Source organism: Micromonospora trifolii (genome assembly GCF_022229005.1).
Classification (GTDB): Bacteria; Actinomycetota; Actinomycetes; order Mycobacteriales; family Micromonosporaceae; genus Micromonospora; species Micromonospora trifolii.
In genome coordinates, this window is sequence record NZ_JAKKFD010000015.1 from 73,459 (window position 1) to 87,420 (window position 13,962).

General features: G+C 69.7%; 10 protein-coding genes and 2 pseudogenes. 4 read left to right on the plus strand and 8 right to left on the minus strand.

Translation table 11 applies throughout. The features are described from left to right. Positions 1–76 precede the first annotated feature (76 nt). Positions 77–208: pseudogene (locus tag NIE79_RS33660) on the minus strand (MerR family DNA-binding transcriptional regulator); the annotation flags it as partial. Next, entirely contained in the window at positions 205–534 is a 330-nt protein-coding gene (locus tag NIE79_RS10430) for a hypothetical protein (protein ID WP_238678346.1), read from the minus strand. The gene NIE79_RS10430 and the pseudogene NIE79_RS33660, both read right to left, overlap by 4 nt. 174 nt (positions 535–708) lie before the next feature. Here NIE79_RS10430 and NIE79_RS10435 point away from each other — a divergent pair, with 174 nt between their 5' ends. Beyond that, a complete protein-coding gene (locus tag NIE79_RS10435; RefSeq protein WP_238678347.1) occupies positions 709–2,001 on the plus strand; it encodes an MFS transporter in 1,293 nt (430 codons plus the stop codon). A gap of 82 nt (positions 2,002–2,083) precedes the next feature. On the opposite strand, the pseudogene NIE79_RS10440 reads toward NIE79_RS10435, so the two are convergent. The 3 genes and pseudogenes from NIE79_RS10440 to NIE79_RS10450 form a co-directional block, all read right to left on the minus strand. Continuing rightward, a pseudogene (locus NIE79_RS10440) lies at positions 2,084–2,338 on the minus strand (cation transporter); the annotation flags it as partial. A 56-nt stretch (positions 2,339–2,394) separates the two neighbouring features. Next, positions 2,395–5,514: a hypothetical protein gene (locus tag NIE79_RS10445; RefSeq protein WP_238678348.1), complete on the minus strand. Its 3,120-nt coding sequence runs from the start codon at positions 5,512–5,514 to the stop codon at positions 2,395–2,397. A gap of 64 nt (positions 5,515–5,578) precedes the next feature. Then, positions 5,579–6,211 carry an acyl-CoA-like ligand-binding transcription factor gene (locus tag NIE79_RS10450; protein WP_238678349.1) on the minus strand — a complete coding sequence of 211 codons (633 nt, stop codon included), beginning with the start codon at positions 6,209–6,211 and terminating at the stop codon, positions 5,579–5,581. Positions 6,212–6,306: 95 nt separating this feature from the next. Here NIE79_RS10450 and NIE79_RS10455 point away from each other — a divergent pair, with 95 nt between their 5' ends. After that, complete coding sequence (locus NIE79_RS10455) at positions 6,307–7,245, plus strand: oxidoreductase (protein ID WP_238678350.1); 939 nt, start codon at positions 6,307–6,309, stop codon at positions 7,243–7,245. Positions 7,246–7,319: 74 nt separating this feature from the next. Beyond that, positions 7,320–7,670 (plus strand): DoxX family protein, encoded by a 351-nt coding sequence (locus NIE79_RS10460; RefSeq protein ID WP_238678351.1) that lies wholly within the window; start codon positions 7,320–7,322, stop codon positions 7,668–7,670. A gap of 108 nt (positions 7,671–7,778) precedes the next feature. On the opposite strand, the gene NIE79_RS10465 is transcribed toward NIE79_RS10460, so the two are convergent. After that, complete coding sequence (locus NIE79_RS10465) at positions 7,779–8,609, minus strand: AfsR/SARP family transcriptional regulator (protein ID WP_238678352.1); 831 nt, start codon at positions 8,607–8,609, stop codon at positions 7,779–7,781. A 150-nt stretch (positions 8,610–8,759) separates the two neighbouring features. On the opposite strand from NIE79_RS10465, the gene NIE79_RS10470 reads away from it, so the two are divergent. Beyond that, on the plus strand, positions 8,760–9,131 hold the full coding sequence (locus tag NIE79_RS10470) for a hypothetical protein (protein WP_238678353.1): 372 nt from the start codon (positions 8,760–8,762) through the stop codon (positions 9,129–9,131). A gap of 99 nt (positions 9,132–9,230) precedes the next feature. Here the strand turns inward: NIE79_RS10470 and NIE79_RS10475 are convergent, their stop codons facing one another. Both NIE79_RS10475 and NIE79_RS10480 read right to left on the minus strand, forming a co-directional pair. Continuing rightward, positions 9,231–9,674 (minus strand): hypothetical protein, encoded by a 444-nt coding sequence (locus tag NIE79_RS10475; protein WP_238678354.1) that lies wholly within the window; start codon positions 9,672–9,674, stop codon positions 9,231–9,233. 152 nt (positions 9,675–9,826) lie between these two features. Then, the gene (locus NIE79_RS10480) at positions 9,827–13,846 is read right to left on the minus strand and encodes an SGNH/GDSL hydrolase family protein (RefSeq protein WP_238678355.1); all 4,020 of its coding nucleotides are present in this window, start codon (positions 13,844–13,846) and stop codon (positions 9,827–9,829) included. Positions 13,847–13,962 lie beyond the last annotated feature (116 nt).

Genomic DNA, 13,962 nt, shown 5'->3' on the forward strand with positions numbered 1-13,962 from the left:
CGCACTCGACGAGGTCGTCGCAGCCGGCCTTCACCGCGGCGTGCAGTGTGCCGGCGATGACCACGGTGACCGTTTCGGCTGGGTAGAGGCGGTGCCCGCCCAGGCTTCGGTCTGGTTCGGCGAGCAGTCCGCGGCGTTCGTAGTAGCGCAGCGTCTGCGGGTTCACCCCGGCTGCGGCGGCGACCTGGCCGCTGCGCAATCCGCTCATCCCGTCATCCCAGCGGCGGCTCGCAGCGCGAGCGCGTCGAGGACATCGACGTGCGCGGCCGGCACCCGCACGTCGAGGCGCAGCTCGCCGGTAGCGGCGGTGAGGGTGAACGAGAAGAACGAGCAGCAGGAGCTTTCCCGGCCGATCAGGTCCCGAGCGGTCGCCTCGGCGGCCGGGTCGAGACGCCACAGCAGTTCGGTGGGGGACAGTCGCTGCTGCGCCAGCAGGGCGGTGGCGAACAGGTCGTCGAATTCGGCCAGCCGCAGCGGCCGTTGCCCGCTCGGCAGGGTGCACGACTCGGGCACCCAAGCCTGGTCATCGCTCATACTGGCGACGGTAAGCCTGTACCCGAGTACCGGATGCAAGCCCAACGGTGCCGGCCGTCTACAGGAGGCCGCACGTCCTGCGAGGCCGGCGGCTGACGGCGGCGCTTACCCCGCTGGTGCGGTGGCTTCCGAGCCTGTGCCCCGTGTGGAACGGGGGTGCGGATAATCTCCGGCATGTCTGCTGGAGCGAATCGTGTCGACGATGCTGCCGACGCGGGGCAGGTGACCCTCGCAGCCGCTCGGACCCCGACGGCGGCGAGCACTGTTCAGGCTTGGCGCGTGGTCGTCGGATTCGGTGTGGTGAGCCTGGCCGCGGACATGGTGTACGAGGGTGCCCGTTCCATCTATGGACCGTTGCTGGCGTCGCTTGGTGCGTCGGCTGTCGTCGTCGGCCTGATCACGGGCGCCGGGGAGGCGACGGCGTTGCTGCTGCGTCTGGTGTCCGGTCCGCTGGCGGACCGGACCCGCCGGTACTGGACGTTGACGATCGTGGGGTACGGGCTGACAGCGGTTTGCGTACCGCTACTTGCGGTGACCCCGATGTTGGGCGGCGCCGGCCTGGCAGTGGCCGCGGTGCTGATCCTCGCCGAGCGGCTCGGTAAGGCCATCCGCAGCCCGGCCAAGTCGGCACTGCTCGCTGACGCCGCGAGCGGGGTCGGGATGGGCCGCGGGCTGGGTGTGCACAAAGCGCTCGACCAGATTGGCGCGTTCGCCGGTCCGTTGCTGGTCGCCGCAGTCGTCGCGGTGACCGCCGGCGCGCTGTGGCCGGGGCTGGCGGTGTTGACAGTGCCGGCAGTGGTGGCGATGGTCCTGCTGACCACACTTCGGGCGAGGGCCCGTACCTCTTCGGCGGAGCGCGACACCAGCACAAGGTCAGGGGACGCGGCGGAGGCCGGTCGGGCACCCCTGCCGGCCAGGTTCCACTGGTTCGCAGCGGCGATGGCGGTGTGCACCGCGGGTCTGGTGACCTTCGGGCTGATCGGCTTCCATCTGGTGCGCGCGGGCGTGGTCGCGACAGCGGCGGTGCCACTGATGTACGCGGTGGCGATGGCCGCCGGTGCGCTCGCGGCACTGCTGACCGGTGTGCTCTACGACAGAGTCGGCCCGTGGGTTCTGGTGGCGCTACCGGCAATGATTGCCATCGTGCCGCCACTGGCGTTTGGTGGCGGTCTGCCGGCCGCGGTGTTCGGGGTCGTGGTCTGGGGCGCTGCCGTGGGGCTGCAGGACTCCACAGTCAAGGCCATGGTCGCCGATCTCGTGCCACGGGAGCGGCGGGCCACCGCGTACGGCATCTTCGCCGCTGTGCAGGGCGCCGGAGCCCTGGCCGGCGGTGCCGCGGCGGGGCTGCTCTACGACCGCTCGGTGCCAAGCCTGATCATCGCGGTGGTGCTTGCCCAGGCGGTCGCCCTGCTCATGCTTTTCGGCGTACTGGCACGAACCGTCCAGCACCGACGCGACCCTTCCTGAGTTCGGCCGGGCCTGATGTCGCTGGGCTGCGCAGCAGCGAGAATCCGGCGAATTGCCTGCTGCGACCGGCCAGTCACGCCGGTCAGCAGCACCCGTCGTTGCACCCGTTGGCGTCGTCGCCTGCGGCGGGGGAGCGCAGAGCGGAGCCGGGGGCGCAGCAGGTGTCGCCGCGCCAGGCTTCGTGGCCTTCCTTCACAGCGACCGCGGCGATGACCAGAGCCGCGGCGGGGTCGGCCCACCACCAGCCGAACAGCGAGTTGACCGCCAACCCGACCAGCAGGACCGCCGAGAGGTACGTGCACAGCAGGGTCTGCTGGGAGTCCGCGACGGCGGGCCGGTGACGGGCTGAGCGACTCGCGTTGCCGGCGCCCGGAGACGCCGGCAACGCGTCGGTCAGTTGTGGGTCAGGCGCGTGGTGATGCGCAGGCCCATGAGGGTGTCGTTCATCCAGGGCACCCGCTCGCGGTGCAGACCGGCGGTCATCTGGTCCGCCCACACCTCGTACCGCTGCACGAGGGTGTTGGCGCGCGACCGCGCGCTGGTGATCAGGCAGTCGCCCAGTGGGTCGCCGGGCAGGTTGGACGAGTCGACAGCTGGCTCGCAGGGCACCTTGAGGCTGACCTGGTCGCGCAGTGGGCGGCTGGGGTCGAGCGGGCACGGCGTGGGCCCGCAGAGGGCGTAGTTCCCGCTCGCCTTGGCATAGGCGTTACCGATCTTGGCGTCCGTCGGCATGTTCACCGGAATCTGGTACTGCCCGAACAGGTTCGCGGACAACACGTCGTCCGAGTCGAGGGCGTTTGGCAGACCCAACCGGGTGTACGCCTGGAGCAACCGCGCCGCGGTGTTCACCTTCTTCAGGGCGGCGGGCACCGCCCCGCTGACCTGGGTGCTCTGGTCCCGTACCCGGTCGTACATGGACTTCTGCCGGGCCTGAAGGAAACCGCGCAGGGTCGGCGTCAGCGTGGTGTCCAGCGCCGTGTTGTTCACGGCCGTCGCGCCGCTCTCGAAGGCGTACCGCCCGGACGGCCACCTCTGGGTCAGGCCCTGCTCTGGCGTGGTCTCGCTGTCACAGTTGAAGAACTCGCAGTCGACCTGGTAGACCTGCTCGTTCGGCCAGGTGTAGTCGGCGGTGCGCGCGTTCTGCCAGGCCGTGTTCGAGTTCAGCCGGAACCGGCTGTGGATCTGCAACCGCAGCTTGCCGTAGTGGCGGATCACCCCGGTGCCGTAACCCGTCGTACGGGTGTAGACCCAACTCGGCGTGTAGCAGTAGCCGACCTCGGGCAACTCCCGTACCCCGGCCGGCGGCTCGTCGTGGCGCGGTGTGTACGCGTACTGGAGTGCCCGCACCATGTTCGACATCAGTTCGTAGCGAACGTTGCTGGGTCGGTCGATCTGCCTGCTGCCCTCACATGCGGGCACCGTCGCCTCGTCGCCCTTCGCCGGCGCCGGGGCGAGCGGCTTGTCGGTGTCCCAGAACAGGTCGTAGCTCTTGAGCGTCTTGACCTGTACGCCATTGGCGTCCGGTTCGTAGCGGACCTGGACCTCGTTGCTCCGGAATGCCCGCAGCGCTGTCGACAGTTCGTTGGTGGCGGCGACGTAGTCGTTGACCAGCCCGGTGATCAGGGCGTTGGCGTTGCCGTTGGCCGGCCGACCGAAGCTGGCCGCGAGGTCGGCGATGCGGGTGCCCTCGGCCTCGATCTGCGCCGCGCGGCCGGCGCTGACCTGGGCGGCGTACGTCGGGTTCTGCAGCATCACCATGGCGTACGCCTGCGCGCCGAGGTTCCACACCGTCGGGTTGCCGACCGGTGTCGACGGTTCGACCATCGACGGGTCACGTCCGTTGGCGACCCGGGCCAGGTAGTTGATCGACCGGGCTTCGCCGAAGCTGTTCAGCACGGTGGTCGGGTCGACCGCCGGGTTGTCGGCGTCGGTTTTGGGCACCACGAAGGCGGCGCCGCTGGCCAGCTGCGTCGAGGTCAGGTGGAACTCGTTCTCCGGGCCGACGAACTCGTTGAACGTCGGGATGGGTTGACCGAAGTTCTCCAGGTAGCCGACGTACTTGTTGATGTCGGCGCGGGCGTCGTGCAGTGTGGCGTCGCCGATCGCGGCCAGGACGGTGGCGGCGATGTCCTCCAGGCGCAGGCCGAGCTGGGCGACCTGCTGCTGGACGAGGGTGATCTGCGCGGTGTTGCCGGCGATCGCCGCGTTCAGTTTGTCGAACTGGGCCATCATGTTCGCGTACACCGTGTTGATCTGGGCCTCGACCCGCGCGAAGCTGGCGCGCATCTCGTCGCCGAGGGCCCGCACCTCGTCGCGCAACGCTTTGACCTGGGCGAGGATCTGCGCGTCCAGCGACGGTCCGCTGCTGCCGAAGAGCCCGACAACCGACATCACCGCACCGAAGATGTTGCCGGTCATCGCCAACGTCGCGGTGCTGAAGATCGAGCCCGCGAGGCCGCGGCCGGTGATCGCCGCCGCGTACTTGGAGATCGCGCTGATCGTGGTGAGGACCGCCTCCCCGATCACCTTCGACTTCTTGCCGGCGTCGGGGTCGGCGAACCCGATGATGGTGGAGACCATGCCCACCCCGGCCTTGACGTCGGAGATCGTCTGCTGCCGAGCCTTGTCCCGGTCCTCGGCGGCCTTCTTGGCCGCCGCGGTGCACTGGGCGCTCGGCGGGCCCTCGGGCGGGCACTTGCTGTTGTTCTCGCCGATCTCGAGACGGATCTCCAGGCTCAGGCCGAGCAGTTGCGCGTGCAGGGAGGCCAACTGCTGCTTGGCGGCCGCGACGTACGCCACCGAGTCGTCCCGCAGCGCGAGGATCGCGTCGAGGTCCACGTGCGAGAGCCCGGGATCCTGCCGGAACTCTTCGTAGGTGTCGGTGACGTCCACCCCGTTCGGCGCACCGAGGACGGCGTTCCAGGCGGTGGCGACCGGTGCGTTGGCTACCGCTGCCTGTCGGACCGCGGACCACACCGCGGCGAGAGCGTCGTCACGGCCGCGCAGCCACTGGGCGGTCCGCAGCGCGCCGGAGGCGAGTTCCTCGCGGGTGTCCCACGGTTCGACAGTCCTGCCGATCACGGCCCCGACCAGGCCGGTGATCTCCGGCGAGGTCCGGGTGTCGCCGCCGGGCGTTCCGAGCAGGATGTCGACGGACTTGAGTAGCAGGTCCTGCTCGGGCAGCAGGAGGTCGAACGTGGTCAGCGATTCGTCGAGCAGTTGCTGGCGTGCGGTGAGCTGGGCCTGCGCCTGTGCGGCAGTGGCGTTCGGGTGCAGCCGGTGCCACTGGACGAACTCGGCCGACAGCACGACGGTGGTGATCCGAGCGGCGCCCTGGAGATGGAGTTCGGCGACCTGGCCGAAGGCCCGGTCGGTGAGCGCGGCCTGAGGGACGGGGACGGGGACGGGATCGGCCGACGCGGGCTCACCGAAGAGCGCGCTTGCCACTGTGACCGCGATCATCGCCAGCACAGCAGTCCCGCGCCGGGTGCGCGTGGAACGTTTTATTGTCATGCCGCGAACGTATGGAGCGGCCTGAAAGGGCGCTGAAACCGCGCTGATTCGCGCAGGGTGCCGCTCAGGCGGCGGGCAACGTGGCCGGCGCGTCGAGGGCGGGTGCCACGATGGCGAACGCCTGGTCCATCAGCTCGGCCAGGTGCTGCTCGTCGTCGCCCGGCTGCCACCGCTGGAGCACAGTGTCGAGTGCCAGCAGTGCCATCCCGGCGGCCATCCGTGGGTAGGGGTCGCTGTGTGGGTCGAGGCCGCTGCGGTTGGCCACCTCGGCGGCCAGTTCGGCGCGCCACTCGATCTGGCGTTCCAGCCAGCGGGCGTGCAGGGCGGGGGTGTCCAGGATGAGACGGACGACGACCCGGGCTCGCTCGGAGTGTTCCGGGTGATCGTTGCAGGCGGCGAGCGGCACCCAGAGGGCGTGGCGCAGAGCGACCGACGGTGGCTCGGCGGATGGCCGGGTGGCGAGTTCGGTGATGATGTCAGCGCTGGTGTCGGCCAGGAACCGGACGACCACGTCCTCTTTGGACGCGAAGTAGCGGAAGAACGTACGCCGCGACATGCCGGCCGCCGCCACGATGTCGTCGACTGTCACCACGTCGAAGCCCTTGGTGGCGAGCAGCATCAGGGCGGCGTCGCGCAGGTCGTCGGCAACGAGCTGGCGTTTGCGTTCGGCCAGGCTGGTGTCCGCACTGGATCTCATCCGCCGATGCTACGTCATCCGGTGCCACGTCATGCCCTTGTTGGCATTCTGCGCACTACTTGACACTGAGTGCCATCGACAGCACAGTGGGTCCCATGACTGTCGATGGCTGGTCCACTGAACAGATTCCCGACCTGAGCGGCCGTACCTTCGTCGTCACCGGTGCCACGGCGGGCCTCGGCCTGGCCACCACCCGGGCGCTCGCCGTCCGCGGTGCGCGCGTCGTGCTGGCCGTGCGCGACGAGGAGCGGGGCCGCCGGGTGGCGGCCGACATCGCCGCGACCCGACCCGGCGTCGACCTGGAAGTCCGGCGGATCGACCTCGCCGACCTCGACTCGGTACGGACATTCGCCGACGGGATGCACGCCGACCACCGTCGGGTGGACGTGCTGATCAACAACGCCGGGGTGATGGCGATGCCGCGCACCCTCAGCCCGCAGGGGCACGAGGTGCAGTTCGCCACGAACCACCTCGGGCACTTCGCTCTCACCGGGCTCCTGCTCGACCTCCTGCTGGCCGGCCGGGACCCACGGGTGGTCACTGTCACCTCGGTCAACCACCGGCAGGCGAAGGTCCGCTTCGCCGACCCGACCGGCGAGCGGGGCTACTCCCCGATGGGCTTCTACAACACGTCCAAGCTGGCCAACGCCATCTTCGGGTACGAGCTGCACCGGCGGCTCAGTGCCGTGGCGAGCCCGCTGGGCAGCTTCCTGGCCCACCCCGGCTACACCGCGACGAATCTGCAGACCAGCGCCACCACCCCGATCTGGCGGCTGCTGCTGGGCCGGATCGGCAACCCACTCCTCGCCCAGCCGGTCGACAGCGGCGTCTGGCCGCAGCTGTTCGCCGCCACCGACCCGGGGGCGCAACCGGGCCAGCTCGTCGCCCCGGGTGGGCCGGGTGAGCTGCGCGGTCACCCCGCGCCGGCGAAGCTCTCCACCGCCGCGACCGACCCCGAGCACGGCCGCCGTCTGTGGGAACTGTCCGAACAGGCCACCGGCGTGCGGTTCGGCGCGCTGCGATCAACGAGCTGATCGCAGAGCCCGCAGTCGTCACATTCCACCGCGCTAGATCGTCCAGGGGGCGAGCAACCACAACGGAGGAACACATGTTCGCTGCCTATGTCACTGTCACCATTCTCGCGTCGATCTTCACCGGCTTCGCCGCCGTCATCTACCTGATCGGTCACGACTATCCAAAGGCCCAGGCGGACATGAAGCGCGTGCCACGGTCGTGGGTGCCGCGGTTGGGCATGGCGCTGGCGGCAGGCTCGTTGGGGTTGCTGGCCGGCTTCGCCGTACCGCTGCTGGGCGCCCTCGCCGCCGCTGGGCTGGTGCTGTACTTCATCGGCGCGCTCATCGCGCACCTGCGCGTCGGCTCGCGCCAACTGGTGGGCCCGGCCGTATTCTTCGTCACCGTGGTGGCCGCGCTGACGCTGAATGTGCTCTACCACTGGTGAACCGCATTCAGAATTGTCCCCTTCGAGCCGCCGACCAACATGCGCGTCAGCGACAGCGGTGTGGCAACGATGCCGCGCTGATGTTGCCCCTGCCCACGCTGGACCTCGTCAACGCCCTTCGGGACGAAGAGGAGATGCCAGCGGATGAGACCCACCGTCGCGCGCCGGCCTCCACGCGCCCACCGGCTGCAACCGGGCTTCGTCCTCGGTGAGGATCGCCTGGCGAAGGTCCCGCAGTCGTCGGCTGGGCTCCAGGCCGAGTTCCGCGCGCAGCGACGTTCGCAGCCGATCGAAGGACGCCAGCGCGTCACCGACCCGCCCGCTGCCGTAGAGGGCGACCATGAGGGCGGCCTGGAGGCGGTCCCGGCCGGGGTGCGTCCGGGCCAGGACGGTGAGTTCCGGTACGGCCCGGGCGTGCCAGCCCAGGCTCAGCTCGGCTTCGAGCCGGTCCTCGATCACCTGGAGCCGCGACTCCTCCAGGCTCATGGCCTCGGGCTCCAGCGTGCCGTCGGCGAGGCCGGCGATGGCGGGTCCGCGCCACAGATCCTCGGCCCGCAGGAAGGCCTCGACGGCCCGCGGAGTGTGACCGTCGGCCAGCGCGAGTCGCGCCCGACGGGCTTCCTCGTCGAAGCGGGTCCGGTCGAGGGCGCCGGGGGCCACTGTCAGCCGATAGCCGCCCGGCCGGTGGATCAGCGAGTCCTCGGGAAGCCCGCCGGCGATGAGCTGCCGACGCAGTGCGGCCGCACAGTTGCGGATCTGGCTCGATGCGGTCGCCGGTGGTCGCAGCGGCCACAGACAGTCGACAAGCTTGTCCGGCGTGACCACCCGGCCCGCCCGCAACAGCAGCACGGCCAGGATCCGCTGCTGCCGGCGCCCGCCGAGTGGCAGGGGCGTTCCCTCGACCGTGGCTTCCAGCGGGCCGAGGATCCGGAACTCCATGCGATGACCTCCATGCCGACCGCACCCGTGTGCGGCCTGGTCATCAGCGTGCACAGCGCGGTTTGGCGTTTCCTTGGCAGCGCCGGGCGTGCGAGGCAACGAACCAGGTGTCCCCGACAGCACGGGGCTGAACGTCCATCAGGAGGCACTGTGGAAATCACCAGACGGGCCCGAAGGGGCCTGGCCGCCGCGGCGGTCGCGGGAGCGGCCGCGTCGCTGCTGGTTGCGTCCCCGGCACTGGCCACCAGCGACTACTGCTCAGTGAGCGGCTTGGCGACCGGCTGCAAGACGTACTACATCCCGTCCAACTACATCAGCCACTTCATCGACTACCGGGTCTGTGGTGGCACGATCGGCGCCAGTTTCCGCGTCCGGGACTATCAGAACGGCGTGGTCGTCAAGAGCGGGAACGTCGGTCCGGCGAACTGCACCTCGGGCCGGGTGCCCGGCCTGTACTCCAGCTACCGCCTGGAACTGCACGGAACCGCCCTGGGCTCCGACGGCTCGATCGACAACGAGTAGCACACCCCCTCGGTCCGGAGGGGTCGCAGTACGCGACCTCTCCGGACCGAGGCGTGCGTGGTGCCCGACCGGGCACCACGCCCCCCGAAGGTGTCAGGCTCAGAGGTCAGCCCACGCGGTGCACGTCCAGCCACCACCGTTGAGCGAGTAGCAGGCGTGGTGCTGGTCCAGGTTGCCCGAGCTGGACGGGTAACCGTCCACCGTGGCGGTGTCGTAGTAGTCGGGGCGGCCCCAGAGCATGCTCCTGGACCGGGAGTCGATGATCATCCAGCCGTACGAGGTCCACACCTGCCGCTCGACCTTGAAATTGACCGTAACGCCGGGGCCCCATGTTGGATCGGCGATGGTGAACCGCGCGTAGTAGGTGCAGGACGAGGTCCGCCGCACCTGGAGGCTGAACGGTGCGGGCCACAGCGCCGCCGCGGTGCCTGACGAACACGAGCCCGAGGCCTGTGCCGGCGCTGCCGGAAGCCCGGTGAGCAATGACGCGCCGACGAGCGCGGCGACGGCCGCGCGCTTCAATCTGCTGGTTCCCAAGCGCATGTCGCTGGTCCTCTCCTACCTGGTGGGCTGATGTGTCAATGCTCGGCGTGCCGAACATCGCCGACGCATCGCGCGCTCATCGACGGAGGCGCCGGCGAACGGCACGGATCCCGCCCCCGAAGACGGGAACGGGATCCGTGGGCCTGTCGGCGTTACCAGGTGTAACCAATCGGCAGGAGCCGGTTGGAGAGCGCCCGCCCGTACGCCGCGAAGCCGGCGACGTTGGGGTGCCCGGAGTGGGGGCTGTTCTTCGAGGTGGGTGGCTCACCGTCCTCGTCGTCGTCGCCCGGCTGGGTGTAGTACTCGCCGGGGACCCACAGCGAGTTGAAGTAGCCCTCGTTCAGAAACGGCACGCCGAGTTCGTGATTGGCGAAGTCACCCCGGACATCCACGTAGTTGGTCTTCACGGCCAGGTCGAACGTCGAACCGATGGTGATCACGAACTTGCCGGTCATCTCGTTGAGGAAGGCGACCTCGTCCCCGCTGAATCCAACACCCCCGATGTCCGGCAGCGGCCGGTAATCGGGCACCTGGTACTGGCCGCCGCTGACGAAGACCTGCGGATAGCCGGCGAGCATGATCATGGCGTTGGCGGCCTTCGAGCGGATCTCCCGGATCACCCGCTGCGTGTCCTGCTTCACCGAGCCGTTGATCCGATCGGTGATCATGTCCCGCAGCGGCTTGGGATCACCCTGCCGCACGAACCCCGGCGCGGCGCAGTTGCTGGCGGTCGCGCAGGCGATCAACGCGTCGGTCCACTTCAGGTCGTTCCCGCCGATGGTCAGCACGACGAGTGTGGTGTTCTCGTCGAGCCAACCCTGGTCGAGCTGGGTCAGCTCGCCGAACTGCCCTCGGATCGTCCCGCCGGACGCCGGTGGTGACGCGCTTCCGTTCTGACTGAGCATCAGGTTGGCGGTCACCGCGCCGCTGCACGCGGCGAAGTGGAAGTCCAGGTTCGGATCGTTGCCGTCACTGAGCTCGCCGACGGTCCGGTTGTTGGGCGTACCCGGGATCCTGATCTGCCGGGACCACGCCTTGCTGCTGCGGTGACAGGCGTTACGCAGGGCCGAGTCGTTGCCGTACTGGTCGCTGACCCGGCTGTAGTAGCCAGCGCCCTCGCCGGAGCTGAACGAGTCACCAAGGCCCACGACGAAGTGGCCCGGCTTGGCGCTGAGCGACTGTACGGCGATGGCGTCGAACGCCACGTCGGAGCTGTAGTTGCCGTCCCGGGTGATGTTTGTCAGCTCCACCTTCGGCGTGCCGGAGCCGCGGAAGTCGAACACGCCGAGGGGCACCCAGGTGTTCGCTTCCAGCCGGGTGGGCAGGACCCGGTGTTTGGTCGCGATGCCCGGTGCGGTGATCGCGTAGTCGGCCTGCCGGGTCCATGCGGCGGCATCCGGTATGTGGACGAAGACCCGGGTCCACGCGCCGGTCGGGTTGATGGTCCAGGTGCCGGTGACCTTCAACGGGTCGTTCGTCAGTCCGTCGTCGGGGTCGTTGCGCTGCATGGTGTGGGCGAACCAGACATGCCCGCCGAACCCGTGCGAGCTCTGATGGAAGTCGACCTTCGAGGGGTAGATGGTCGCGCCGTTCGGGCCGCCCATCGCGCCGAAGGTCAGCCCGAACGTCCCGCCCTTGGCGTACGTCGGTCGGCATCCCTCCGGCCCGGTTGCCGACAGCACGTCGATGTCGTCGATGATCCGAGCGCCGGACGGCAGCCCCTCGACAGTGCAGGAGCCGTCACCGTTGCGGGGCGCCGGATAGATGTTGTACGCCGTCGGCTCCGGCGCGGTGGAGAAGTAGCGGAGATTCTCCTTGCCGCACTTGGCCGCGCAGTCCACCCAGGTGACCGGCCCGTTCCACCAGCACTTCAGGTCGTCGCGCTGGCACGCGCCGGCCTTCGTGTTCGGGTACTGCGCCGGCACGTGTGGCGGCATGGACTGGTCGCACTGGTTCACCGCGTACCGGCAGAACGTGTAGAGACCGTTGTGCCCCGGCTGCGCCTCCAGCTTGCCCCGGTCGTCAGCGGTCACGTACGTCGTCCCCCAGTACTTGTCCTGGTAGTCGTAGCGCCGCAGCGAGGTGTACGCGAAACCGGTCACCCGCTCCGGGTACGACCAGTGGTTCGGGTGTTTGGCGTTGTCGTAGCCGACCTCGTCGTAGACCGGCGGGTCGCCGTACGGCACGGTGCTCGGCTGGGTGAGGAACATCGCCCGGTCCGCCGGATAGTCGGTGTTCGCGATGTTGTTGGCCCACCCCACGCCCCAGGGCTGCGAGCCGCTGGGAAAGTAGAAGCCGGTGTTGTACGCCCAGAGGGCGAACCACCAGTTCTCGATGTACTGCGGGTCGCCGTTGTTCGCGATCAGCCCGTAGTTGCGGGTGGTGTTCCACTTGGTCTGCAAGATGCGCAGGGAAGCTGCCACGTTGACCGTGTAGTCGAGCGCCACCGCCTTCTGCCGCTCGTAGGTCCACTGCAGGCCGTCGATGGTGGTGTTCGTGTCGACCTTGCGCATGCCGGTGGTCACCTGCCCGACGCCGTACCCGCAGTCGGTCTTGTTCCAGTTGATCTGCCGCGCGGTCAGCCGGTCACCCGACGAGATCCCGTAGAAGCCCATGCTGGTCAGCGGGTTTCCCCCAGACCCGTCGACGATGTGCCAACTGGCCTGCCACATGTTCGACTCCTGAGCCAGGATGCCGAGCAGCACCTGCGCGGGCACGGAGCCGCCGCCGGCCAGCGGCATCGGCGGGAACATCGTCCCCTGCGGCGTGTAGGCGAGCATACCGTTGTTCTTCCAGTTGGCCGGCCGCTGGAAGGTCAGGGCGCTCTTCACGGCCCGGTCCGCCGCCCACTCGACCTGTTCGGCGGACGGCTGGTAGACCTGCATCGAGCTGTCGTTGCGCGGGATGGCACAGGACCGGTCCGGATCGTAGGGCACCCGCGCGGTGTCCACCGGCGGGTCGGCCGCCGTCGAGGTGGCACCTGCTGGCGCATCGATCGCCGTGGTGTCACCGGGCACCGTCGAGAATCGCAGGGCCTTCGCCGAGCCGGTCAGCCGGGTGGAGATGGTGACCCGCTGCGGGCGTGAGCCGACCGGCGCGTCGCCGGCTCGACCGGCCGCTTCGCGACCGGTCGCGGCGCTGGTGACGACGAGCGCCCCGGTGGTGGAGACGTCACTGTCCGGCGGAGCGTCCACCGCTCGCCAACCCGACGGCAACCCGGCGCGTGGCTGACTCCGCGCCCGGGTGCCGACGACGTACACCGTCCCGCCGGCACCCGGGCGCAACCGTTCGGTCCCGACCTGGGCGGTGCGGACGGCGCTGACCCGACCCCCCGCGAAGCGGTTGAGCACGACGTGGTCGCCCCGGCGTACCTGGAACGCCAGCCCGTTGGCGCCGTCGGCCAGCAGCCGGTGCGGTGGAGCCTCGGTGCGGGCCAACTCGTGTGCGCGACCACCCCGGTCCAGCCGGACCACGGCCCGACCCATCGCCCCGGCGAGCCCGTCCCGATAGGGCAGCAGCGACGTCACCTGGCCTGGCGTACGGACGGCGGAAGTGCGCACACCGCGAACGGTGTCGACGGTGGCCGCCCAGGTCTCGAACGTCCCGTCGGGGCGGGTGTCCCGGCGGGACAACGCGGCCGTCTCGCCGGCACCGCAGCCGGGGTTGTGGTAGGCCAACGACACCCGGTCGGGCAGTTTGTGTACGGCCCCGGACCGGAGATCCACGACGGCCGCGAACGCTCCACCGGACAGCAGTTCGTCGCGGTTGGCGAACTCCCTCGGCGCGTACACGACAAGCGCGCGGCGACCGGACCCGGTGACGCAGAACTGGCCGATCCACTGGTCGGTCGGGAACCCGGGCTCGACGAGCGTGGCGGCCGTGCGCCAGCGGTAGCCGTCGGAAGCGTCGGCGACCAGCACGTGCAGACCGGACCCGTCGCTGGAGGTCGTCACGGCCCGGTCGTTGGAGCGGCGCCAGTTCCGGCCGATGTCCCGCGCCGGGTCGGCGAGCCGATCCGGAGGATCGTCGCGGGTGGCCGGCGGCCGGTCCGGCTCGACCGGGCGAACCGACGGCGCCCTGGACTCCTGCGGTGCGGCGTGAGCGGTGCCCGGACCGGGCAGCAGCGTAGACGCGACGGCCATGGCGGCCGCCGCGGTGAGGATGCGGTTCATCTGGACCTTTCCTGGAGCGGAGACTGTGGGGGCAGCGTCCGCTGGCGATTCATCGCCGTCGCATCGCCCAGGCATTCGTCGCCGCCGCAGCGCCGCTCGCTCGGCTTAGATCCCTT

Excerpts from the sequence above, each read along its gene's own strand:
- NIE79_RS10430 (WP_238678346.1), bottom strand. The coding sequence starts at position 534 with ATGAGCGATGACCAGGCTTGGGTGCCCGAGTCGTGCACCCTGCCGAGC.
- NIE79_RS10435 (WP_238678347.1), top strand. The coding sequence starts at position 709 with ATGTCTGCTGGAGCGAATCGTGTCGACGATGCTGCCGACGCGGGGCAG.
- NIE79_RS10445 (WP_238678348.1), bottom strand. The coding sequence starts at position 5,514 with ATGACAATAAAACGTTCCACGCGCACCCGGCGCGGGACTGCTGTGCTG.
- NIE79_RS10450 (WP_238678349.1), bottom strand. The coding sequence starts at position 6,211 with ATGAGATCCAGTGCGGACACCAGCCTGGCCGAACGCAAACGCCAGCTC.
- NIE79_RS10455 (WP_238678350.1), top strand. The coding sequence starts at position 6,307 with ATGACTGTCGATGGCTGGTCCACTGAACAGATTCCCGACCTGAGCGGC.
- NIE79_RS10460 (WP_238678351.1), top strand. The coding sequence starts at position 7,320 with ATGTTCGCTGCCTATGTCACTGTCACCATTCTCGCGTCGATCTTCACC.
- NIE79_RS10465 (WP_238678352.1), bottom strand. The coding sequence starts at position 8,609 with ATGGAGTTCCGGATCCTCGGCCCGCTGGAAGCCACGGTCGAGGGAACG.
- NIE79_RS10475 (WP_238678354.1), bottom strand. The coding sequence starts at position 9,674 with ATGCGCTTGGGAACCAGCAGATTGAAGCGCGCGGCCGTCGCCGCGCTC.
- NIE79_RS10480 (WP_238678355.1), bottom strand. The coding sequence starts at position 13,846 with ATGAACCGCATCCTCACCGCGGCGGCCGCCATGGCCGTCGCGTCTACG.